The organism is Saccharibacillus sp. CPCC 101409, assembly GCF_030518235.1.
Classification (GTDB): domain Bacteria; phylum Bacillota; class Bacilli; order Paenibacillales; family Paenibacillaceae; genus Saccharibacillus.
This window is the reverse complement of sequence record NZ_JAULSA010000013.1, coordinates 81,936-101,743: the sequence shown is the minus strand read 5'-3', so window position 1 is coordinate 101,743 and position 19,808 is coordinate 81,936. Positions and strand designations below refer to the sequence as shown.

20 protein-coding genes are annotated in these 19,808 nt (G+C 60.1%); 5 read left to right on the top strand and 15 right to left on the bottom strand.

Annotation, left to right across the window (positions count from 1 at the left end; all coding sequences use genetic code 11):
• The first annotated feature begins 3 nt into the window (after window positions 1-3).
• Both QWJ34_RS21685 and QWJ34_RS21680 read left to right on the top strand, forming a co-directional pair.
• A complete protein-coding gene (locus QWJ34_RS21685) occupies window positions 4-630 on the top strand; it encodes a TetR family transcriptional regulator (RefSeq protein WP_302731090.1) in 627 nt (208 codons plus the stop codon).
• Complete coding sequence (locus QWJ34_RS21680) at window positions 627-1,874, top strand: MFS transporter (RefSeq protein WP_302731088.1); 1,248 nt, start codon at window positions 627-629, stop codon at window positions 1,872-1,874. The genes QWJ34_RS21685 and QWJ34_RS21680 overlap by 4 nt, the downstream gene beginning before the upstream one ends.
• A gap of 63 nt (window positions 1,875-1,937) precedes the next feature.
• On the opposite strand, the gene QWJ34_RS21675 is transcribed toward QWJ34_RS21680, so the two are convergent.
• From QWJ34_RS21675 to QWJ34_RS21640, 8 genes are all read right to left on the bottom strand, one after another.
• A complete protein-coding gene (locus QWJ34_RS21675) occupies window positions 1,938-2,183 on the bottom strand; it encodes a hypothetical protein (RefSeq protein ID WP_302731086.1) in 246 nt (81 codons plus the stop codon).
• A 19-nt stretch (window positions 2,184-2,202) separates the two neighbouring features.
• Window positions 2,203-2,457 carry a hypothetical protein gene (locus QWJ34_RS21670; RefSeq protein ID WP_302731085.1) on the bottom strand — a complete coding sequence of 85 codons (255 nt, stop codon included), beginning with the start codon at window positions 2,455-2,457 and terminating at the stop codon, window positions 2,203-2,205.
• Window positions 2,458-2,490: 33 nt separating this feature from the next.
• Window positions 2,491-2,922, bottom strand: a complete 432-nt coding sequence (locus tag QWJ34_RS21665) for a hypothetical protein (RefSeq protein ID WP_302731084.1) — start codon at window positions 2,920-2,922, stop codon at window positions 2,491-2,493.
• A 5-nt stretch (window positions 2,923-2,927) separates the two neighbouring features.
• A complete protein-coding gene (locus tag QWJ34_RS21660) occupies window positions 2,928-3,557 on the bottom strand; it encodes a DUF1906 domain-containing protein (RefSeq protein WP_302731083.1) in 630 nt (209 codons plus the stop codon).
• A gap of 234 nt (window positions 3,558-3,791) precedes the next feature.
• A complete protein-coding gene (locus tag QWJ34_RS21655; protein ID WP_302731082.1) occupies window positions 3,792-5,144 on the bottom strand; it encodes an MATE family efflux transporter in 1,353 nt (450 codons plus the stop codon).
• Window positions 5,145-5,274: 130 nt separating this feature from the next.
• The gene (locus tag QWJ34_RS21650) at window positions 5,275-5,934 is read right to left on the bottom strand and encodes a MarR family winged helix-turn-helix transcriptional regulator (protein WP_302731081.1); all 660 of its coding nucleotides are present in this window, start codon (window positions 5,932-5,934) and stop codon (window positions 5,275-5,277) included.
• Between the two features lie 283 nt (window positions 5,935-6,217).
• Window positions 6,218-7,327 (bottom strand): glycoside hydrolase family 88/105 protein, encoded by a 1,110-nt coding sequence (locus QWJ34_RS21645; RefSeq protein ID WP_483314297.1) that lies wholly within the window; start codon window positions 7,325-7,327, stop codon window positions 6,218-6,220.
• A gap of 56 nt (window positions 7,328-7,383) precedes the next feature.
• The gene (locus QWJ34_RS21640) at window positions 7,384-8,466 is read right to left on the bottom strand and encodes a dienelactone hydrolase family protein (RefSeq protein WP_302731079.1); all 1,083 of its coding nucleotides are present in this window, start codon (window positions 8,464-8,466) and stop codon (window positions 7,384-7,386) included.
• A gap of 213 nt (window positions 8,467-8,679) precedes the next feature.
• Between QWJ34_RS21640 and QWJ34_RS21635 the strand changes: the two genes are divergently transcribed.
• Window positions 8,680-9,591 (top strand): helix-turn-helix transcriptional regulator, encoded by a 912-nt coding sequence (locus QWJ34_RS21635; RefSeq protein WP_302731077.1) that lies wholly within the window; start codon window positions 8,680-8,682, stop codon window positions 9,589-9,591.
• Here the strand turns inward: QWJ34_RS21635 and QWJ34_RS21630 are convergent.
• Together QWJ34_RS21630 and QWJ34_RS21625 are read right to left on the bottom strand one after the other, a co-directional pair.
• Window positions 9,588-11,072 carry a glycoside hydrolase family 28 protein gene (locus QWJ34_RS21630; protein ID WP_302731075.1) on the bottom strand — a complete coding sequence of 495 codons (1,485 nt, stop codon included), beginning with the start codon at window positions 11,070-11,072 and terminating at the stop codon, window positions 9,588-9,590. The two genes, QWJ34_RS21635 and QWJ34_RS21630, sit on opposite strands and share 4 nt — an antisense overlap.
• 18 nt (window positions 11,073-11,090) lie before the next feature.
• Window positions 11,091-12,653 (bottom strand): glycoside hydrolase family 43 protein, encoded by a 1,563-nt coding sequence (locus tag QWJ34_RS21625; RefSeq protein WP_302731073.1) that lies wholly within the window; start codon window positions 12,651-12,653, stop codon window positions 11,091-11,093.
• A gap of 463 nt (window positions 12,654-13,116) precedes the next feature.
• On the opposite strand from QWJ34_RS21625, the gene QWJ34_RS21620 reads away from it, so the two are divergent.
• Both QWJ34_RS21620 and QWJ34_RS21615 read left to right on the top strand, forming a co-directional pair.
• Window positions 13,117-14,010, top strand: a complete 894-nt coding sequence (locus QWJ34_RS21620; RefSeq protein WP_302731071.1) for a dihydrodipicolinate synthase family protein — start codon at window positions 13,117-13,119, stop codon at window positions 14,008-14,010.
• Between the two features lie 12 nt (window positions 14,011-14,022).
• Window positions 14,023-14,964, top strand: coding sequence for an EamA family transporter (locus tag QWJ34_RS21615; protein WP_302731069.1), 942 nt, complete (start codon window positions 14,023-14,025; stop codon window positions 14,962-14,964).
• 471 nt (window positions 14,965-15,435) lie between these two features.
• On the opposite strand, the gene QWJ34_RS21610 is transcribed toward QWJ34_RS21615, so the two are convergent.
• The 5 genes from QWJ34_RS21610 to QWJ34_RS21590 all read right to left on the bottom strand — a co-directional run bounded on the left by QWJ34_RS21610 (window position 15,436) and on the right by QWJ34_RS21590 (window position 19,746).
• Window positions 15,436-16,335 (bottom strand): Vgb family protein, encoded by a 900-nt coding sequence (locus QWJ34_RS21610; protein ID WP_302731068.1) that lies wholly within the window; start codon window positions 16,333-16,335, stop codon window positions 15,436-15,438.
• A 338-nt stretch (window positions 16,336-16,673) separates the two neighbouring features.
• Window positions 16,674-17,519 carry an energy-coupling factor transporter transmembrane component T family protein gene (locus QWJ34_RS21605; RefSeq protein ID WP_302731067.1) on the bottom strand — a complete coding sequence of 282 codons (846 nt, stop codon included), beginning with the start codon at window positions 17,517-17,519 and terminating at the stop codon, window positions 16,674-16,676.
• Window positions 17,509-18,396, bottom strand: a complete 888-nt coding sequence (locus tag QWJ34_RS21600; protein ID WP_302731171.1) for an ATP-binding cassette domain-containing protein — start codon at window positions 18,394-18,396, stop codon at window positions 17,509-17,511. The genes QWJ34_RS21605 and QWJ34_RS21600 overlap by 11 nt, the downstream gene beginning before the upstream one ends.
• Window positions 18,393-19,190 carry an ATP-binding cassette domain-containing protein gene (locus tag QWJ34_RS21595; protein WP_302731169.1) on the bottom strand — a complete coding sequence of 266 codons (798 nt, stop codon included), beginning with the start codon at window positions 19,188-19,190 and terminating at the stop codon, window positions 18,393-18,395. Before QWJ34_RS21595 ends, QWJ34_RS21600 begins: the two co-directional genes overlap by 4 nt.
• A 1-nt stretch (window position 19,191) precedes the next feature.
• On the bottom strand, window positions 19,192-19,746 hold the full coding sequence (locus tag QWJ34_RS21590; protein WP_302731066.1) for a biotin transporter BioY: 555 nt from the start codon (window positions 19,744-19,746) through the stop codon (window positions 19,192-19,194).
• Window positions 19,747-19,808 lie beyond the last annotated feature (62 nt).

The following is a 19,808-nucleotide window of genomic DNA, read 5'->3' as shown; positions in this document are numbered from 1 at the left end:
TCCATGTCTCCGCGCCTAACCGACGAACGCAAAGAACAGCGCAACCAACAGATTCTGGAGGCCGCCAAACGCGTCTTTATCCAAAAAGGCTACAGTGCCGCTTCGCTGAAAGACATTATCGAGGAAACCGGCATGAGCCGGGGCTGGATTTATTTGTACTATCCGACCAAAGAAGAAATCTTCGAAGCGCTGCTGGATCACCAGGACGAGGGATACGAACAGTACCTGGAAGCGTTGAAAAAGTCTCCTTCTTCGATCTGGGAGATCGTGCAGACGCTTTATGCGGGTCAGCGGCTGGAACTTGAGCACCGCAGCGGCGGCCTGATGCCGGCGTTCTACGAGTACTTCCTGGTCGGCTGGCGGGATACCGCGCGCGGCGAGCTGCTGAAGGAACGGTATGAGAAAGGAATCTTGTATTTTGCGGATCTGCTCCAAGTCGGGGTCGATCGAGGCGAGTTCACTCCATCCATGGACGTTCGGGACATCTCGCGGCTAATCTCGGCTTTTCAGGAAGGGATCTTCACCCACTCGATCACGATCGGTACGGAAACAGCGAATACCGCCATGCAGTTCGACGCGATGCAGCGCTACCTGCACAGTCTGCTGCACGGCAAAGAGGATACAAAGTGAGCGCGCTGTTTCGCAATCGCACTTTTCGCAAACTGTTTATCGCGACGATCGCTTCGCAGCTCGGCACGGTGGTCGGCACCATGGCGTTCGCGTATTATCTGGTAGAGCGTTTCAGCGGGCGTCCCGCTCTGGCGACGACCGCCGAGCTGATGTATTCCCTGCCTACGCTGGCCGTGTTCTGGATTGTGGGCGTGATCGCCGACCTGTTCGATCGCAAGCTGATCGCCGCCTATAGCGATTGGATTCGCGCCGGGCTGACGCTTCTGCTGCTGGTGTTTGTACACTACGATTGGATCGTGCCGTGCTTTCTGATTCTGTTTCTGCGCAGCTCGATCGCCAAGTTCTTCGGTCCGGCCGAAATGGGGCTGCTCCAGGGGAGCATCGGTCACGATCAGTATATCCAGGCGGCGGGCTTGAACCAGATCGTGTCGGGGATGTTTATGCTGTTCGGAATGAGTCTGGGAGCGGCGGCTTACCACTTTATCGGAATCGAAGGCGCGATCGTCGTGGACGGAATCAGCTTTCTGCTGTCGGGCGTGCTGCTGATGCGCGGCGACTTTCCCGAAGAGGCCCGCCTGCCGAACGGCACTAACCGCTTCCGCGATCTTCGTTTGCCGCTGCTGATCCAGGATTTCCGCAAAGGATTGCAGTATATCGCCGGCAGCAGGCTGCTGCTTGCGCTGATCAGCGGTTTTTTGTTCTTCGGCGTGATGAACGGCACCTTTGCCGTCCTGCCGATCTTCACGATGAAATACAAACTCAGTCCCGACCACTATGTGGTGCATTCTTCGATGATTACCGTATCTCTCGGGATCGGGTTCCTGCTCGGCAGTCTGATCGGTCCGCGCCTGATCGCGCGCTTTACCCGCACGCCGGTGCTGATCGCGGGATTGTTCGCGGTCAGCCTGCTGCTCGCGGGTCTGGGTATGGCCGACCGGGTGCAGGTTTACTTTGTGCTGGTGGCGCTGGCCGGCATCGTGCTTGCGCCGATCAATATCGCGCTGGGCAGCTGGATGCCCCAGCTCGTCCCGGCGCGGAATATGGGACGGGTGAACGCGCTGATCGATCCGGTGATGATGCTGGGCCATTCCGCTGCGCTGGGGATCGTGGCGCTCGCTTTTCCGGCATGGATCTCTGTGACCGGTCTGCACTACGGCCTGGCACTTTGTACGGCCGCGATCGGCGTGATCTATCTCTGCACGCTTCCTCGGCTTGTGCGCGTTTACAGCGATTGCCCGAGTTAAGATCAAGGAATCTTCGGCCAACGCGCCAAACCGCGAACCGGCTCAAAGCGCCCAGCGCCCTTCTCAATCCGCCGTCTTCGTCCGCTCCACCGTCTTGCTCGCCAGATATCCCGCGTGGCTGATGCCCAGGATCGTCAGGAAGCCCTGGCTGAGGCCGGGGAATTGATCCAGCCCCTGCGCGGGACGGCTGTTGAACATCTCCAGCAGCAGCATCGCGTAGCTGACCGCCCCGACCAGCGTGAAGAAGAACATTTGCAGCTTCGGCATATCGACGTATCCCGCGGTCTTCACTTCGTCGCCCTGGAACATATCGGTCCACGAAGCGTCTTTAATGGATCAGGGGCGCCGTGACCAGCGACGTTATACTGATCCCCATCAGCGCCCACAAATGCCAGTCCATCACGATGTCCAGCGCGCTGTACGGATTCGGCAGCCCGTACACGCGCAGCGCAGCGGCGGTATAGAAAGCCGACAGCAGAAGCAGCGTCCACAGCACCGTCTGGAAGCGCGACAGGCTCATGATATTGCGTTCGTTCACCAGCAGACCGCTGAAGCGTCCGGTAATTCTGCGGCTGATGAACATCGACAGCAGCGTCAGGAGCAGCGCGTTGCCGACCTACAGCACGCCCTGCCCGCGGCTGAGTTCTTCCCGCAGATCGGCCAGCCGGACCGTTCTCTCCATCGCCTGCGCGCTGCCGCCGGCCGCAGGCGCTTCGGCGGCCAGCAGCCGCGACGCCGCGGATTGCGCCGCGTCGATGTTTTTCAGCGCGGCGGACGTGACCGGCGAAGGCGATCCGCTGTCGAGCTGCGCCATAAGCTGCCGCGTCTGCGGCTTGGTGAGATTATAATACGCCAGCAGCGGCGCCGGTACGATCAGCAGCGCAATCATCAGCGCGATTGCGAAGCGCAGCGCCAGCGTACGCCGGGGACTCGGCGGCCGCTTGACGGGAACGGCCGGGATCGGAGCCGGTGTTGGAGCGGTCGGGATCGGAGTCGGGGCCGGTGTTGGAGCGGCCGTCGATGGGCTTTGCGGTGAAGTGTCTTCCATCGCATTTACCCTTCCGGATGCAGGCGGAAGCCTCCGCCGTCGCCGTTGGACTGGTTGGTATCGACGGACAGGCCGCAGACGGTCTCGGTCTGGAGCTGCTTGAGATTCCAGGCCGAGAATTGACGCGAGCCGCTCCAGCCGCCCGATTCGGCCAGCCAGGCATACTGGATCGCGGGGAAAGCCGCCCGGATCTGTTCGCAGGTCTGACCGGAACCGTAAACGCCGGCGGCGTATCCGGTCCGCCCGCCTTTCTCGGCGGCCAGCGATTCCAATAAGCCCGTAAAGTAAGCATGCACGGGACCTGCCAGATCGGCGGCGGACGCATCGTAATCGACCGTAAAGTAAATCGGGCTGCCGTCCGGCTGTCCGATCGTGCCCCGGGCATAAGCGGCCGCGTCGGCGCCGTCTTTTTTGCCGGTTTCGTAATTGAAGTATGCGGCGCTGGTCGGGAAACCATTCTCCCACACGGCCACGATACTGAGCCCGACGGCGGACAACGCCTGCGCTTCGGCTTTCACCAGATTTTTCTGCGGACGGTTGCGGTTGTAGTAACGGCAGACGAAATGGTACCCCGCGTCTTTGATCTCCTGCGCCAATGCTTGACAGTTTGCCGTCGTGTCGATGCCTCGACCCATACGGATTCCTCCTCGGATAATGAGTTCTTTTCAATCGCAAACATTCAAATTTATTCCATTTATTTCATTCCTTAGTCAGATTTTAGCATAAGTCTGTTTACCGGAGCATCAATTTCCATAAATTTTCCATAAAACACTAAAAAGATCGCTTCGCAAACGCGAAACGGTTCTTTTCAGCCTCTTTAAACCCGCTCTTTTACCCGATTCCCAGTTGCGGTCAGCGTTTTTTTTCGGTTAAGCGGTTAGACTCTCCAAATCCGGTTGAAGCTTGTGGCGCAGCAGATACAGCATTCCCGCACCGACCAGGAACGCGACCGCATCCGAGATGACGAGCGACCAGACTACCCCGTGAAAGCCGTTCAGATGATTGGCGATAAACAGCACGGGAATCAGCGTAACGCCCTGAATGATCGACATTACGAACGCGGCGGTTCCTTGAGCGGTTGCTTGAAAGATCCCGGTGAACAGCGAAGTCATGCCCGTAATAAACAAAGACAAGAACGTGACATGCAGGATATAGCTGCCCATTTCGATCAGCTTAGGGTCGCTTGTGAACAGGCCGATCAGGTGATCGGAGATCAGGTAAACGATCACGCCGAACGCGGCGGCCAGCGCGACAACCACTTTGATCGTAAACGCAATCGTCTGCTTCATGCGCTGTTTGTTGGCGGCAAACGAGAACGCAATCAGCGGCACCACGCCTTCGCACAGTCCCATCAGAATACATTCGGGAAATTGCAGCAGCCTCGACGAAATCCCGAAGCCCGCGATCGCCTGCTCGCCGTACTCCACCAGGAAGCGGTTGAAGATCAGCGACATCGCGCCCAAGAACAAACTCATCACGAATACCGGCACACCGATTTTGAACACATTGCTCAGAATTTCTTTATCGGCTTTAAACCATTTGAGCGAGATCGTGAGCGCATCGCTGCGATAGCGGATATGATAAGCAAAAAATATACTCGCCGCCAGATTGGCGATCACCGTAGCGGACGCTACCCCGATCACGCCCCAGTGCAGCACGAAGATCGTCAGCGCGTCGAGCGCGATATTAACGACTACGCTGAGAATCATGCCGATCATCGACGTCTTGGCCGCTCCTTCCGAGCGCACCATATTTTCCAGTGTAAAAAACAGCACGATAAACGGCGAACCGGCCAGCATAATCAGCACGTAATCCCGGGTGAACCCGAACGAATCGGCGGTGGCTCCGAGTCCCCGGACGATGGAGTCGATCAGCGGAAGCCCGACGGCCATCAGGATTATGCCGAGCGCAAGACTGCTGGTAAAAGCGAAAGACGAAACGTGTTTGACGTCGTCGTATCGCTTCTCGCCCAGCAGCCGGGAAATAAACGCTCCGCTGCCGACCCCGATCAGATTGCCGAGCGCCATAATGGCGGCAAACAGCGGGAGAGTAAGCGCGAGCGCCGTCAGCATGGCCGTATTGTTCAGCATCCCGAGGAAATACACATTCAAGATCGAATAGATCACGCTCATCGACATGCCCAGCATCGTCGGTACGGCAAAATGGGCAACGGCTTTGGAGATAGGCGCTTTTTCAAAGTAGTGGAGGTTGTCTGCATCCATAAAGAACACCGCTTTCTTCAATAGTTATAGTCGGAATATCCGGAAATTTGGGCATAACGAAAGAAGGGTACCGCCGACAGACATCGGCAAAGCGGCAGTACCCCTGCAAACGGTATGAATCTAAAATCGCTTATTCTTGTTCGGGATCTTGTTCGGGTTTCCGCGGTTCGTCGGCAAACGGATTCGGCCAGCCTCCCCGGTTCCCCTGTGGAAAACCGCCGAAGCGTTGACGCGGATCGAAGCCTTCGCCGCTTCCGAACGCGCCGCGCTGCATGGAAGCCATGCGTTCGAACATCTCCTCGCCCATGCGCTCGCGCACTTCGCGCATCCAGGCGGCACGGTCGTCTTCGCCGTTATCGTCGCCCAGCTGCGATTGGATCGTCGCGATAATGCGGTCGAGGTATTCCGAGAATGTTCTTTTCTCTTCGTCGGACAGCGCGGAGAAAATGATGCCGGGATCGCGTTCTTCCTGCTGTTCGCTCTGCCCTTTGTCCGTCAGCTTGACAAGCATGACTCTTTTGTCGGCTTCGGACGGTTCACGGGTGATGTAGCCGCCCTTCTCCATCTTCGCCAGCAGTTCGTTCAACGAGGAAACGCGAATGCCCAGCAGATAAGACAGGTCTTTGGTCGAAACGCCGTCCTGCATTTTGAGCAGCGCCAGGATTCGGCCCTGTCCGCGCGTCGCATCCGCCATCGGTCCGGTTTCGGCGTATCTGCGCAGATGATGCTTTTGCAGATGCCACTGGAAATGAGCCAGTTTCTCGTACAATTCCATATTCAATTCATCCATGATAAATACCTCCCGTATAATGAATGGGCACCTGTAGTAACGGTACCTGTTGAAGTTATTATAACGGTACCGTCAGAACATTGCAATCTATTTTCAACAGGTACCGTAAATATATTTTCGATTCATGTTTTGAAGCGGGTAGACTGACAAAGAGATCGAAGCCGGACGCGAAAAAAGCAAAAAAAGGACGCCGTTTGCGGCCTCCTTCGGCAGTTCTTGATATACAGAGAAAAGAGTCTGCACAAATAGAGAGCATTCATCATTCATATGGAACGGCCGCGATTTACCGCGATCGGCCGTTCCGCTCTTTCTCTACTTCGAGCAAAGCCAACATCAGCGGCGCGACGCCCATCGGAGCATCGCTCACCACGGCTTCGGAGATATAGTAATCGTACGAACCGTTCCGGTCGATACTCAGTCCCGCGCCGTGGCAGATCCGGTGCAGATGCACGCCTTCTTCGTCCTCCGTGACGAGATGACGCAGAATCCCTTCGTATCCTCTGCGCATAGCTTCCGTAAAAAACGGTTCCAGATAACCCAGCCGCAGTCCTTTGGCGAGCGCGTACACGAACATGCAGGACCCGGAAGCTTCGAGGTAATTACCCGGGCGTTCGCCCTGGTCCAACACCTGGCGCCACAGCCCGCTGCCTGCGTCCTGCACCTTGAGCAGCGCGCCCATCATGCGCTGGAAGATTCCGATTACCGTCCCCCTCTGCCGATGCGTCTGCGGAAAATGCTCCAGGCTGTCTACCGCGGCCATCGCGTACCAGCCCATCGCGCGGCTCCAGAAGTACGCAGACAATCCGGTCGACGAATCGGCCCATTCCTGCTGCCCGGATTCGTCCCAGCCGTGATAAAGCAGACCCGTGCGGGGATCGCGGGTTCTGCGCTCGATCAGCAGCAGCTGATGAGCCGCTTCGTCGATCAGTTCCGGCCGGTTGAATACCCGGCCGTATTCCGCCAGAAACGGCGAAGCCATGTACAGGCCGTCCAGCCACATCTGGAACGGATACACTTTCTTATGCCAGAAACCGCCTTCGCTCGTCCGCGGCTGGGAGATCAGTTGGGCCGCGAGCAGATCAGCCGCCCGGGCATAACGAGCTGCTCCGCTTTCCCGGTGCAGCGCAAACAGATTTTTACCCTGATTGATCTGGTCGAGGTTGTATTCTTCCAGCCGGTACGTCCGGATCGAGCCGTCTTCCCGGACGAAACTGTCCATCTGCCGCCGGACAAACGCTGTATATTCGGGAACGCCGAGCTGTTCGCCCGCGCGGTTCAGCGCCGTCAGCAGCATCCCGGGCACATAAGCCCAGCGCTCTGTTATCCACGGATGCTCGCCGTTTGCCCCGCATTGGGCAAGAAAACCGTCCGCTAGCCGGCGGACTATTTCCATATCCGCGATTTCCGAGACTTCGCCTGCCGCCGCTTCGTCTGCCGCTTTGCTTGTCGTCATGATCGGGTCTCCTTTTTGCCGACTTCTTCACCGTGCGGATCGCGGTCCGGAAGTTCCAACTGCCGGCGCAGCCAGGCGAAAGCCGGCTCGCCGTGAATTTCGTGACCGCCGTCGAACACGTCGGCTTCGACTCCGCCGGGCCTGCCCGCGGCCCGGTAGATCTCCCGCAGCCGCTCCAGCGCTTCGCGCGCCGCGGCGGGACCGAATAGATGATCCCGCACGCCGCATTCCAGGAACAATCCGCGCGGAGCGATCAGACCGAGCAGATCCGGCATTTCGGCTTCCAGCAGGATACCTGGAATATAATTGTCCAGGCAGTGCTGCCGCGCCAGGATACTGGCCACGAACGTATTGGCGTACCCGCTGACGACGGCGCAGCGAATCCGTTCGTCGAGCGCGGCCGTAAATCCCGCGACCAGCCCGCCGCCGGAAATGCCCATGATGCCAATCCGCCCGCCGTCGGCTTCCTCCCGGCTTTGTACGTAATCGACGGCGCGCATGGTTTCGTAGATCCGATAGCCGGCCATCGTTTGCCCGATCGTCAGCAGCGCCGAAGACAGCCGGAAGCATGAATTCCGCCCCGGTTCTTCTTCCGCCAGCGCCAGGTCTTCGGCCAGACGCCGGTCGCCGAATCCGAGCAATTCGGGCGCGGCGACCACAAAGCCCCGCCGCGCGAGCGAAACGGCGAAATCCCGGTGCAGTCCGGGATCGCCCCGCCGCTCCGAGCCGTCGGGATGAAGACCCACGATCTCCCGGCTGCCGTAACCGTGGCCGTGAATCGCCAGCACGGCCGGCGCGGGGCCGGGCGGAAGCCGGCGGGGAAACAGCATATACACCGGCATGCGCAGCCCGTCGTATGTGGTAATCTCAATACGCTGGCGGCGGTATTCGCCGCAGTCCGTATCTTCCAGCAGCGCCGGCCGAAGATCCGCGGGCGTGTCCGGGAAACCGCCGAGCCGCTCCCGCAGCCGCCGGACCAGCGTTTCCCGCCATTCGCCAAACGGCCTGTCCGCGCGAAACGCCGAGCGGCGGGCGGCCGAGCCGGTCAAGCGGCTCATATACGTTTCCAGAGAATCCAAATTCGTTCCCTCCTTAAAGGCTCCACGCTCCGGCAGCACGCCTGTCCGGCCTCTTCGCATTCCTGTTTTGAAACGGTAATCAGCATCAAGAGACAGACTCCTTTCCCGAACGGCCGTCTTTATTTTATAATGAAACCGACGCCGTTCATGTAAGCGATATCAACAATCGTAACGACGGCAGCGACGATTCGCAAGGAAGGAGGAACCGGCGGTATGTCCGGCATAAGCGCCCCCAATCCCAAGTACAGTCTGGCAAACGGACGCTTCAGCATCCAGCATATGAAACGCAAAGGCGTAACGGCCATGCCGCGCCCGCACAGCCACGAATACGTCGAGCTGTATTTCCTGCGCGAAGGCGAACGCGTTTACTTCGTGGACGACCGCGTCGTCACGGTGCGCAAAGGCGAGCTGATCCTGATTCCCGCCGGCCGGCTGCACGCCACGGCCAGCTCGGACATCGCCGAATTCGAACGGATTCTGGTCAACTTCGATCCGCTGCTGCTGCCGCAGGCGCTGCGGGGCGAAGACCTGTGGTTCCACCGCGGCGGCTGCCGCTTGTTCCGGTTGACGCTGCGGGAGCAGGAACATATCCAGGGTCTGCTGAGCCGGATTCTGGATGAGTGCTTCGAGCGGCGGCCGCATTACGAATCCTGCGCCGTCGCGCTTTTTACCGAGCTGCTGATTGTGCTCCAGCGCTCGGAAGGCGTCCGGCAGACGGAAGCGCCGAAGCATCCGCTGCATCATCTGGTGACCGATGCGGCCGCGTATATTCGGACGCATTATCGCGAAACGCTGACGCTCGAAGCGACGGCGGCGCACTTTTTTATCAGCCCGTCTTATCTGAGCCGCGTGTTCCACCGGTTGACCGGCTTTCATTTCCGCGAATATATCGTCCATATCCGCATGAGCGAAGCGCAGCGGCTGCTGTCCGCTTCGGATGCGCGGATTCAGGACATCGCGTCCGCCGTCGGTTTCGAGTATCTCTCGCATTTCAACAAGACGTTCAAGAAATCGACCGGGCTGACCCCGCTGCAGTACCGCAAGCAAATCCAAAACCGCCCCGGGGCCGCCGCTTCATTCGAAGCCGATTCCGATCAATCCAGGCAGGCGGATCGGTCGGATTAATCGGGCGAGGCGGCGGCCGCAGTCCGTTCGGTTCGCTCCAGCCCGTCGATCTCGACGCCGCGGCACCGATGCTTGAGCACCGCCGGAAGCTCGTCCGTCCGAAGCGCGATGTCCCGCAGAATTACGCCGTCGGCATGGCGCAGCACGATCCCCCGCCGGCTGGACGCCCGCAGTCCTTCGACAGTCAGATCCGCAAGCGGCAGCTCCGGCAGGCCGTTGACAAGCAGCGCCGTCGCCGCTCCGCTGCACCTTATATTTCTCAGCGTAATCCGGCGGAACACCGGCGTCGCCTCGGTTACCGGCCGCTTCTCATCGCCGCCGCCTTCCGAGCCTTCCACCCCCGCATAGAACAGATGGAACGATACCGCTTCGTGCACGATGTCTTTCATCACGATATTTTCCGCCGCAATATTCTCTACGACGCCGCCGCGTCCCCGCGCGCTTTTGAACCGCAGCCCGATCTCGGTCCCGCTGAACACGCAGTCGCTGATCCGCACCGCGTGGACGCCGCCGGACATCTCGCTGCCGATCACCACGCCGCCGTGACCGTGGTGCACCGTGCAGCGGCGGATCGTCACGAAGCTGCACGGAAGTGCGCGTCTGCGCCCTTCCTCGTCTTTGCCCGACTTCAAACAGATCGCGTCGTCGCCCACATCGAACGTGCTGTGCTCGATCAGGGCGTTGGTGCAGGACTCCAGATCCAGCCCGTCGCCGTTTTGTGAGTACCAGGGATTGCGCACCCGGATGTGCCGGACCGCGATCTCTTCGCAGCCCAGTGGATGCAGACACCAGGCCGGCGAATTTTGAAAAGTAGGGCCTTCCAGCAGCACCCGGCGGCAATTTCGCAGACTCAGCAGCGCGGGGCGCAGATAATGCCGGCCCGGCAGATAAGCTTCCGCCTCCGTTTCTCCGCGTTCTTGCAGCACTCGGCAGACCGCTTCGCCTTCCATCGCTTCGCGGCTCGGCCACCAGACTTCGCCGGATTCGTCCGCCGCGCCGCCCGATTCCTGGAGCCGGTTCCACTGCTGCTCCGTCATCTTGAACCGTTTGACCGGACGCCAGCCTTCGCCGCCGCCGTCGAAGATCCCGCTGCCCGTAATCGCTACATCGGTCAGATCGGCGCCGTCCAGCGGGGCCTGGCAGCGCCAGCCGGCCCGGCCTTCGAAGTGCGAATCGACAAGCGGATACAGCTCGTGATTCGGTTCGAAATTGACCAGCGCTCCGTCCTCCAGATGCAGATCGATCCGGCTGCGCAGCGTCAGCGGTCCGGTACGCCAGATGCCGGCGGGAACGACCACCCGTCCTCCGCCTTCCGCGGCGCAGGCGTCGATCGCCGCTTGGATCGCGTCCGTGCACAGCTCCAGGCCGTCGCCCGAAGCGCCGTAATCCGCGACGATTACAGATCGGCCGGGAATCCGCGGCGGCTGCGGCGCCGGATAAGGTTTTTCCTGTCCGTTAGCCTCTATATCCATACGTTCCATGCGAGAAGCGCCTCCTTTCTACTCCCGTCCTTCATAATCGAACCAGGCAAAGTCCGCATGATTGCCGCAGGCCGCGCCGTTCGAACTGGCGTACAGCCCGATATAGGCGCCGGTAAATCCGCCGGCCAGATCGGTGCTGAGCACGCGTCCGTCCGCCCCTTCGTGCAGCGCTTCCCATTTATCCCGCTCATCCGCGCGGAAGTAAAAGCTGTAGGATTGCCCGCGCGCTTCGACTTTGAGCTGAATCCGTTCTCCGGCCCGCGGCGCGGAAGCCAGCTCCCGCTCTTCGCCGCCGCGGCGCACCGTCAGCGCAAGACGCGGACCGCCGCCGGTCCGGCCGTACTCCAGGCGGAAATGATGATCCGCATTCTGGAACAAGACGAGGCCCGCCGTTTCTCCGTCCGCGGGCTTGAAAGACAGTTGCGCCGCGGCGCGGAAGTCCAGATGCTGCTGGCGCCGGGCGATCAGGGACGGATTGGCGATATCCGTCAGCTTCTCCGGCTTCAAATTCAGCCGCAGCCCGCCGGATTCCCCGCCCGTCGACCAGAAATCGCCGCGCGGCGTGCGCAGGAAGTTCCAGACCGGGGATAACGCCGGTCCGCCGAAGTCTTCGCGCAGCGAAAGACTCGGCCGGGCCGTCTCCGGCAGATCGGGAGCCGGCGCTTCGAATTCCAGCATGCCTTTGCCGGGACTTACGACCGGCCATTCGTTCTCCCACTGCACCGGCGCAAGGAACGTTTCGCGCCCGAGATTGCGGTAATATCCCCCGCTTGTCCGGGAAGCGAGGCAGAACAGCCACCATTCCCCGTGCTGCGTCTCCACCAGTTCGCCGTGCCCGACGTTCACGATCGGGAATTCCCGCCCCAGGTGGCGATGCGTCAGGATCGGGTTCGCCTTATGACCTTCGTACGGGCCGGTTACGTTCCGGCTCCGGGCGATTGTGATCGCGTGGGTATGCCCGGTGCCGCCTTCGGCGATCAGTAGATAATACCAGCCGCCGATCTTGTACACATGCGGCCCTTCCTGCGCATGCGCCGCCTTGAGCGCGCCCTGCCAGATGCCGGTCTTCTCCCCGACCAGCCGCCCTTTGTTCAGGTCGATCTCCTGGAGCCAGATATCCATGTGTTTGGGATACTGCTGGCCTTCCGGAGGAACGCGGTTGCCCGTATAGTACACTTTGCCGTCGTCGTCGAAAAAAAGAGACGGATCGATCCCCGGCGCGTCTTCCAGCCAGATCGGATCGGACCAGTCTCCCGCCGGATCGGGCGCCGTCACATAGAAGTTGTGCGGATTCTTGTCGTTGTCGACGAAGGTCGTAATCATATAGAACATGCCGTTATGAAAACGAATCGTCGGCGCCCAGATCCCCCTGGACGGCAGAATTCCGTCCAGATTAAGCTGCGACGGACGATCCAGCGCATGGCCGAGCTGACGCCAGTTCACCAGGTCTTTGCTGTGGAAGATGGGGACGCCGGGGAAAAATTCGAAGCTCGACGTGACCAGATAATAATCTTCGCCGACACGGATCACCGACGGATCGGGATAGAAGCCCGACATGACCGGATTGCGGAAGGTTCTCAACAGAATGCCTCCTTGAACGCGAATAACGCGGATAATATGTAAGCATTATCAATTATAGTTCGCTTAAATTCAATTTTCTTGCTCATTTCGTGCTTAATTTATTCATTTTTATACTTTCATGCTATTCCTGCTTGATATTGAGTCTTGCCGGTAAAAGGCGTTCGTTCTAGAATACCTCTAAGATATCGCCGAGTACCAGAAGCAGTTCTCCGAGTGGTACGCCGCGCGGGAGCGTTAAATGACGGAAACAATCGAACGAAGCGGGATCGACAGGGTTTGCAGCCTGTCGGTCCCTCTTCTTTGCCCTGTCCGAATAGCGGCGCGTTATGCGTTTGGCAGATTTTTTTCGATGCCGCACGGCTATGAAATCCGGCCATTTTGCTCTATACTACGGGATGCATATCGATTCTAAAAAAAGATCAGGGGCGCCTGCCACGAAGCGTCCCCAAAGGAGTGCCGTCGAATGTTTACCGGTTTATCCGCTTTTCCGCTGACCCCGCTGAACGAAGAAGGCATCGTCGAGGATGCGTTCGTTGGTTTGATCGACCGGCTGTCCGCGGCACGGGTCGATTCCATCGGCGTGCTCGGCTCCACCGGGAGCTATATGTATCTGGACCGCGGGGAACGCCGCCGCGCGATCGAACTGGCTGTCGGTCATGCCGACGGTCTGCCCGTCATGGCCGGCATCGGCGCGCTGCGCACGCGCGACGTGCTCAGCCTGGCCGAAGACGCCCAGCGCGCCGGAGCGTCGGCCGTGCTTCTGGCGCCTGTATCGTATCAGCCGCTGACCGACGACGAAGTGTTCTCGCTGTACGAGCAGGTATCGCGCGCGCTGTCCGTGCCGCTCTGCGTATACGACAATCCCCGCACGACGAAATTTACGTTCAGCGACGAACTGCACGGCAGAATCGCCCGTCTGCCGCGGGTAAGTTCGATCAAGATTCCGGGCGTCCCCGCCGACCCGCAGGCAGCGGCCGCAAGAGTCGAAGCGCTGCGCGCGCTCCTGCCGGAGTCTGTCACGATCGGCGTCAGCGGCGACGCCCTCGGCGCAGCCGGACTGAACGCGGGCTGCGAAGCTTTCTATTCCGTATTGGGCGGTTTGTTTCCCGAGTGGGGGATGAAGCTGGTCCGCCTGGCTCGGTCGGGTCAAGCGGACGAAGCGCTGCGGTTCTCCGCGCAGCTTGAACCGATCTGGACGCAGTTCGCGGAATACGGCAGCCAGCGGGTAGCCGCGGCTGTCGCGGTTCACTGCGGCTGGATGCCGGCGCCCGGTCTTCGGCTGCCGATCAAGCCGCTGCCGCGGGACGCAGAGCGGGAGCTGGCCGCTTTTTTGGATCGACGGAATTTGTTGGCTTGAGGAGGCTGCCGCATGTGGTTCGGTTACGCCATTCTGGCAGCGGCCTGCTTCGGCGTGCGGGGCATTCTGTATCAGTGGACGTCCCAGCGCCCGGCCGACCGCAATTTGCTCTTCGTGGGCGTGTATCTCTCGGGAGCGCTGATCTCGCTGCTGCTGAATCTTCACGCCCGGCAGCCCTGGAACGACGGCGTCGGATTCGGCGTCTTGATGGGATTGTTCTCGTTCGCCGCCAACGCTTCGCTGTACAAAGGCTATGAAGTGGGCCGCGCGTCGGTCGTGGCGTTCTTCTCGGCGCTTACGCCGCTGGTCGTCGTACTCGCGGCTTTCTTCCTCTGGGGCGAAGCGCTCGGCGCAATGCAGGGAGCCGGCTTCGCCGTCGTGATTCTCGCCCTGGTCGTCGTGCGTTACGGCCAGGATCTGCGCAGCGGACAGCTTCGCGGCTGGACATGGGGCATGCTGGCGATGGGTCTGTACAGCTTTACCGACCTCAGCTCCAAGCAGTCCGTGCTCGCCGGCGCTTCGATGCTGCCGGTACTGACCGCGATGTTCGTTACGGGAACGCTGCTGTTTCTGGGCATGGTTGTTGTTAGCCGGTATAGGAAAAGAAGCGAAAGCCGCCGTTCGGCGGGAGGATCAGGTTCTTCCGTGCACCACGTCTTGGACGACGTCGAAAGACCCGCACAGCCGAGCGCCCCCGCCAAGCCTGCCTGGACGAGCCGCCGTACTCTGCTCTGGGGCATGACGGTGGGCCTGACGAATATCGTCGGCATGATCATGATGCTGAGCGCGCTGGCCGGAGGCATTACCGGGATCGTATCGGCGATTGTGGCGCTGAATATCGTGATTGTGCTGCTGTACGCCCGCTTCTATCTCAAAGAAACGATGAGCCGGCGCGAAGGCTTCGGGATTGCGCTCGCTTTCGCCGGTATCCTGGTGCTGCGGCTGGCATCTTGAAGCGGGCGGATCGGCGGATCGGTGCGGACGAAAGGGAACGTTTAAAAAAAGAAGGCACCCGGATGATCGGGTGCCAGGGTATCGGGTGCCAGGGTGTCGAGAAAGCGAAGTAGGGTTCCAAACGAAAAATAGCGGCACAGATACACTTATTTTGGGCGAAATGCTTCGGTTTCTTCAAATAGCGACATGGGTGCAATTATTCGGGAGCTAGAAGCCGAATCGACGCGAAAAAACTCGAAATAGATGTATCTGCGCAGTTATTTCCTCAAAAGCGCAAGATTAAGCCTGAATAAGAGTCTATACGCATCTATTTTAGATTCGTCTTTAGGTTCGCCCTGCCGCTCGCTTTATTTCTCTAGCTCTTCCCAGACCTTTCCTGCCAATCGAATCTCCCGATTAGACTGATATCCAATCGTTTCTCGACAATCCGGCGCCCGAGTATCCGGGCGCCTTCTTTGCCGTACCGCTGCGTTATCGGACAATCAAACGTCCGATACGCCCGATCTCTTCGGCGAACCAGACGTCGCCCGAAGCGGATACGGCGATGCCGTGGGGCTCGGCTTCGGGGGAAGGGATATCGAATTCGTCGATCTCGCCGTCCAACGCGATCCGGCCGATCCGGTTGGCGCCCCATTCCGTAAACCACAATTCGTTTTGGCCCGAACAGATGGCATGCGGCTTTGCGCCGGGCCGCGGCAGCTCGTATTCGCGGATTTCGCCGGATACGGTAATTCGTCCGATCCGATTCCCTCCGATCTCGACGAACCACAGATTCCCGTCCGGTCCGGCGGTAATTCCAACCGGGCCGGAATCGGGCTGCGGCAGCGGATATTCCCGAATGTCTCCTTCGGTAGAAATCCGGCCGATCTTGCTGCCCTGGTTCTCGCAGAACCATAACGCTCCATCGGAACCGGATGCGATAAAAGACGGGAAAGCGCCCGGCTCGGGCAGCGGATACCCGGTGATCCAGCCGTCGTGCGACGGATCGAACCTGCCGATCCGGTTGGCGTTGATCTGGGTAAACCAGATCGCGCCGTCCTTTCCGGCGGCGATGCCGAACGGCCCGGAATCGGGTGTCGGCAGCTCGTACTCTTCGAAAGAGCCGTCCGTCGACAGCTTCCCGATCCGGTTCGCTTTGTTCTCCGTGAACCAGACGTTTCCGTTTCGGTCGGACGCGATGCCCATAGCGCCGGCTTCCGGGGTCGGGATGTCGAAGAATTTCATTTCTCCCGTTTTCCCGATTCGTCCGATCCGGTTGCCCTTTTGCTCGGTAAACCATACATTTCCGTCCGTTCCGGCGGTAACTCCGTACGGGCCGGAATCTGCGCCTTCGGGAATTGCATATTCTTTGATTTTTGCGTTTCGGGTCATAAAACGGCCTCCTTTTTTCTTGTTTTTTTAGTTTTTTTATTGTGAATTTTTCATTACCTAAGATTTGTTTTTATAAGTTTATTTTAGCAGCTGCCGTCCCGTCTCCTGTTTTCCGCACGCAAAAAAGCCTCCTTTCCGGGTCGCGGACAGGAAGCGGAAATGCGCCGAAACGGGCTCGGCCTCGTCTTCGATTCAGACGATCCAAGCCCCGCGCAAACAGAAAAAAGCCGCACAAATCCTATCCCCAATCGCCGAAAATCGTTTTTTCGCGCTGTTGTCCGGATAGAATTAGTACACCATCGGCTTGGCTTCACCCTTTCTGTTTGGATACGAATACCTTACTGCAATCGGAGAAAAACCGCAAGAGCGTGTACGGTTCCGCTTCGGTCCGCCAGCAGGATCAGCGCCGCGATTCCCGCAATCCAAATCGCGGCCGCCGCATCCTTTTTCCCAAAGCGCAGCGGCCGATACACCGTTCTCCCCCGCCCGTCTCCGTAAGCCCTGGCTTCGATCGCCAGGGTCAGGTTGTCCGCCCGCTGCACCGTCGTAGCCAGCAGCGGCACCAGCACCGGGATGAATCCCGTCAGCCGCTTGACCGGATTCCGTCCGGCGTAATCGAAGCCGCGTGCCCGGCGCGCCACCAGGATACGATCCAGTTCGCCGAGGATGGTCGGGATAAAGCGGATCGCGATCACGATCATCAGCGAAAACTGCGGAATCGGCACGCGCAGCTTCGACAGCGGACTCAGCAGACGTTCCAGACCCCGCGCCAGCGTCAGCGGACGGGTCGAAGCGGTCAGGGCCGACGCCGGCAGGATCATCAGCAGGATGCGCCAGACGATCGCCGTTCCTTCCCATGCGCCTTCGCGCGTGATCCGGACGAAGCCGTACTCCGCGACGACCTGCTCCCCGCGCCCCAGCGCAAGATGGTACAGCAGCGTAAAGATCAGAATCGGCAGAACCGGCAGCAGGCCGCGCAGATAAGAACGCAGAGGAATACGGGACAGGAGCAGAATCCCCGCAACCGCAGCGCTCGACGCCGCGTATCCCGTCCAGCTTCGCAGCAGCAGGAATACGATCATCAGCGCCAGCAGGCCGAGCAGCTTGATTCGAGGGTCCAACCCGTGCAGCGCCGAATCCCGGTCGATGTATTTGCCGATCGTCAGTCTGCTTCTACCGTTCATCTTTGTTGCCCCTTGCCCGCCATACCGCCTGCACGGCCGGCCAGATCTCCTCTTCCCGGCAGCTTTCCACGGGAATCGGCGCGCCCGACAGCTCTTCGACCAGCCGGAGCAGACGAATCGGCTCGGGCAGAGCCAGTCCGGCCCGCTCCAGCAGGTCGGCGCGACGCAGAAACAGCTCGTCCGCGCCGAAATGCCCCAGCAGCCGTCCCTGTTCCAGCACCAACACCCGGTCGGAATACTCGGCGGCATCGTCCATATTGTGCGAAATAAACAAAATAGAGCCGCCTTCGCGTTTCTGCCAGCCTTTCAGCAGATCGAGCAGCGCCCGCCGGCTGAGCGGATCGAGCGCGGCTGTCGGCTCGTCGAGGATCAGCAGCCGGGGCTGCGCGATCAGCACGGAAGCGATCGCCAGCCGCCGCTTCTGCCCGCCGCTCAATCGCAGCGGCGACTGCGGCAGCATCTCTTCGTCCAGGCCGAACTGCGGCAGAATCCGGGAAATCGCTTCGTCGATCGCCCGGGCGGAGTCGCCTCTGGCCCGCAGCGCGAAGCTCAATTCCCGCTGCACCGTCGTCTCGAAGATCTGGTGCTCGGGATATTGAAAAACGAAACCGATCTCCGGAACGACGCGCATCCGCCCTTTCCGGTCCCGGGCCGCCGGCCGGCCGCCGATCCGATACTGACCTTCGAACTGCGAAATCAATCCTTTGAGCAGCTTCGCCAGCGTCGATTTGCCCGCGCCGGTATGCCCGATCAGCGACGTCCATGCGCCGGCTTCCAGCGTAAAGCCGATCTCGCGCAGCACCGGCCGGCCTTCCAGCGTCGCATGGATTCCATGGAGTTCATAACGTTCCGCGGCTTTGCCGCCTGTATTTGTCATATCGGCCACTGCGCTTTCACGCTCTTTTTCCAGTCGGCCGCCGGGGCGCCCCGCAGTCCGAGTTTGTCGTGGACGCGCGCGCCGAACGGCTTGTCCAGCGCATACCGCTCCAGATCGGCTTTTTGGAAAAAAAGGCCCGGGTCGCCGTCGAACGCTATTCGTCCTTGGTCCAGCAGCAGCACGCGCCCGCTCTCCATGACTTCTTCCATATGGTGCGTAATCTGCACGATGGTCATTCCCCTCCGGGACAGCTCGCGCATCAGCTCCATCATGTCCGCTCTGCCCCGCGGGTCCAGCATCGAAGTCGCTTCGTCAAACACCACCAGCTTCGGACGCATCGCCAGCACGGCGGCGATCGCGGCGCGCTGCTTCTGTCCGCCGGACAGCTCGTGCGGCGCGGAGTCCGCATACCCTTCCAGCCGGACGAGACGCAGCGCCTCGTCGATCCGGCCGCCCATCTCCGAGCGCGGCACGCGGATATTTTCCAGCCCGAACACAATCTCATCCGTCACCGTCGTCGTAATAAACTGATCGTCGGGATTCTGGAATACCAGTCCGGCCGTTTCGCGCACTTGCCGGACCTGCGCCGGATCGGCCGGATCCAACCCGTTCATGCAAACGCTTCCGCCTCGCGGCTGCAGCAGACCGTCGATCAGCCTGGCGAGCGTCGATTTGCCGCTGCCGTTGCCGCCGACGATCGAGACGAACTCGCCTCGCCCGATCGTAAAGCTCAGATCCCGCAGAACCGGCCGGTCTTTGCGGTAATGGAAAAAAACGCGTTCGAACCTCAGCATCTCAGGCACCGTGAATCTTCTCTTCGATCGGGCTGATCGTTCTGACCTGCATGGTCACGATCGCCGCCAGCACCGCCTTGATCAAGTCGCCCGGCAGAAAAGCGGCCGAACCCGCGATACCGGCCCAAATCGAGGTATGTGTAATCAGCGACATGGTCGGGGCGCCGATCAGGTTGATCAGCAGCACGCCGAACCCGATCTGGATCAGGATCAACTTCCAGGTCGTCAGCTTCGGCCAGACTTTCTCCGCAGCCCAGCCGATCAGCAGCGCCGCAATCGGCCAGCTGAAAATATACCCGGCCGTCGGTCCGAGCAGCGGAGACAGTCCGCCGTAGCCGCCCGACAGAATCGGCAGCCCGAGCGCGACCAGCACGATAAACAAAATCAAACTAATCGCGCCCGTTTTACGGCCCAGGAAACTTCCGGCCAGCATCACGCCCAGCGTTTGCAGCGTAATCGGCACGGGAATAAAGCCGAGCGGGATCGGCGGTACCATGCCCAGCACCGCGATCAGCGCGGCAAACAGCGCGGCGTAAACCATTTCTTTCGTTTTCAAAAGTTCCAACCTCCTGCTTTGAACGCGACTTGTATCGCTTCGATCCGGTTCTTCCCGGCACG

Excerpts from the sequence above, each read along its gene's own strand:
- QWJ34_RS21685 (WP_302731090.1), top strand. The coding sequence starts at position 4 with ATGTCTCCGCGCCTAACCGACGAACGCAAAGAACAGCGCAACCAACAG.
- QWJ34_RS21675 (WP_302731086.1), bottom strand. The coding sequence starts at position 2,183 with ATGTTCCAGGGCGACGAAGTGAAGACCGCGGGATACGTCGATATGCCG.
- QWJ34_RS21670 (WP_302731085.1), bottom strand. The coding sequence starts at position 2,457 with ATGTTCATCAGCCGCAGAATTACCGGACGCTTCAGCGGTCTGCTGGTG.
- QWJ34_RS21665 (WP_302731084.1), bottom strand. The coding sequence starts at position 2,922 with ATGGAAGACACTTCACCGCAAAGCCCATCGACGGCCGCTCCAACACCG.
- QWJ34_RS21660 (WP_302731083.1), bottom strand. The coding sequence starts at position 3,557 with ATGGGTCGAGGCATCGACACGACGGCAAACTGTCAAGCATTGGCGCAG.
- QWJ34_RS21655 (WP_302731082.1), bottom strand. The coding sequence starts at position 5,144 with ATGGATGCAGACAACCTCCACTACTTTGAAAAAGCGCCTATCTCCAAA.
- QWJ34_RS21650 (WP_302731081.1), bottom strand. The coding sequence starts at position 5,934 with ATGGATGAATTGAATATGGAATTGTACGAGAAACTGGCTCATTTCCAG.
- QWJ34_RS21645 (WP_483314297.1), bottom strand. The coding sequence starts at position 7,327 with ATGGAAATAGTCCGCCGGCTAGCGGACGGTTTTCTTGCCCAATGCGGG.
- QWJ34_RS21635 (WP_302731077.1), top strand. The coding sequence starts at position 8,680 with ATGTCCGGCATAAGCGCCCCCAATCCCAAGTACAGTCTGGCAAACGGA.
- QWJ34_RS21630 (WP_302731075.1), bottom strand. The coding sequence starts at position 11,072 with ATGGAACGTATGGATATAGAGGCTAACGGACAGGAAAAACCTTATCCG.
- QWJ34_RS21620 (WP_302731071.1), top strand. The coding sequence starts at position 13,117 with ATGTTTACCGGTTTATCCGCTTTTCCGCTGACCCCGCTGAACGAAGAA.
- QWJ34_RS21615 (WP_302731069.1), top strand. The coding sequence starts at position 14,023 with ATGTGGTTCGGTTACGCCATTCTGGCAGCGGCCTGCTTCGGCGTGCGG.
- QWJ34_RS21610 (WP_302731068.1), bottom strand. The coding sequence starts at position 16,335 with ATGACCCGAAACGCAAAAATCAAAGAATATGCAATTCCCGAAGGCGCA.
- QWJ34_RS21605 (WP_302731067.1), bottom strand. The coding sequence starts at position 17,519 with ATGAACGGTAGAAGCAGACTGACGATCGGCAAATACATCGACCGGGAT.
- QWJ34_RS21600 (WP_302731171.1), bottom strand. The coding sequence starts at position 18,396 with ATGACAAATACAGGCGGCAAAGCCGCGGAACGTTATGAACTCCATGGA.
- QWJ34_RS21595 (WP_302731169.1), bottom strand. The coding sequence starts at position 19,190 with ATGCTGAGGTTCGAACGCGTTTTTTTCCATTACCGCAAAGACCGGCCG.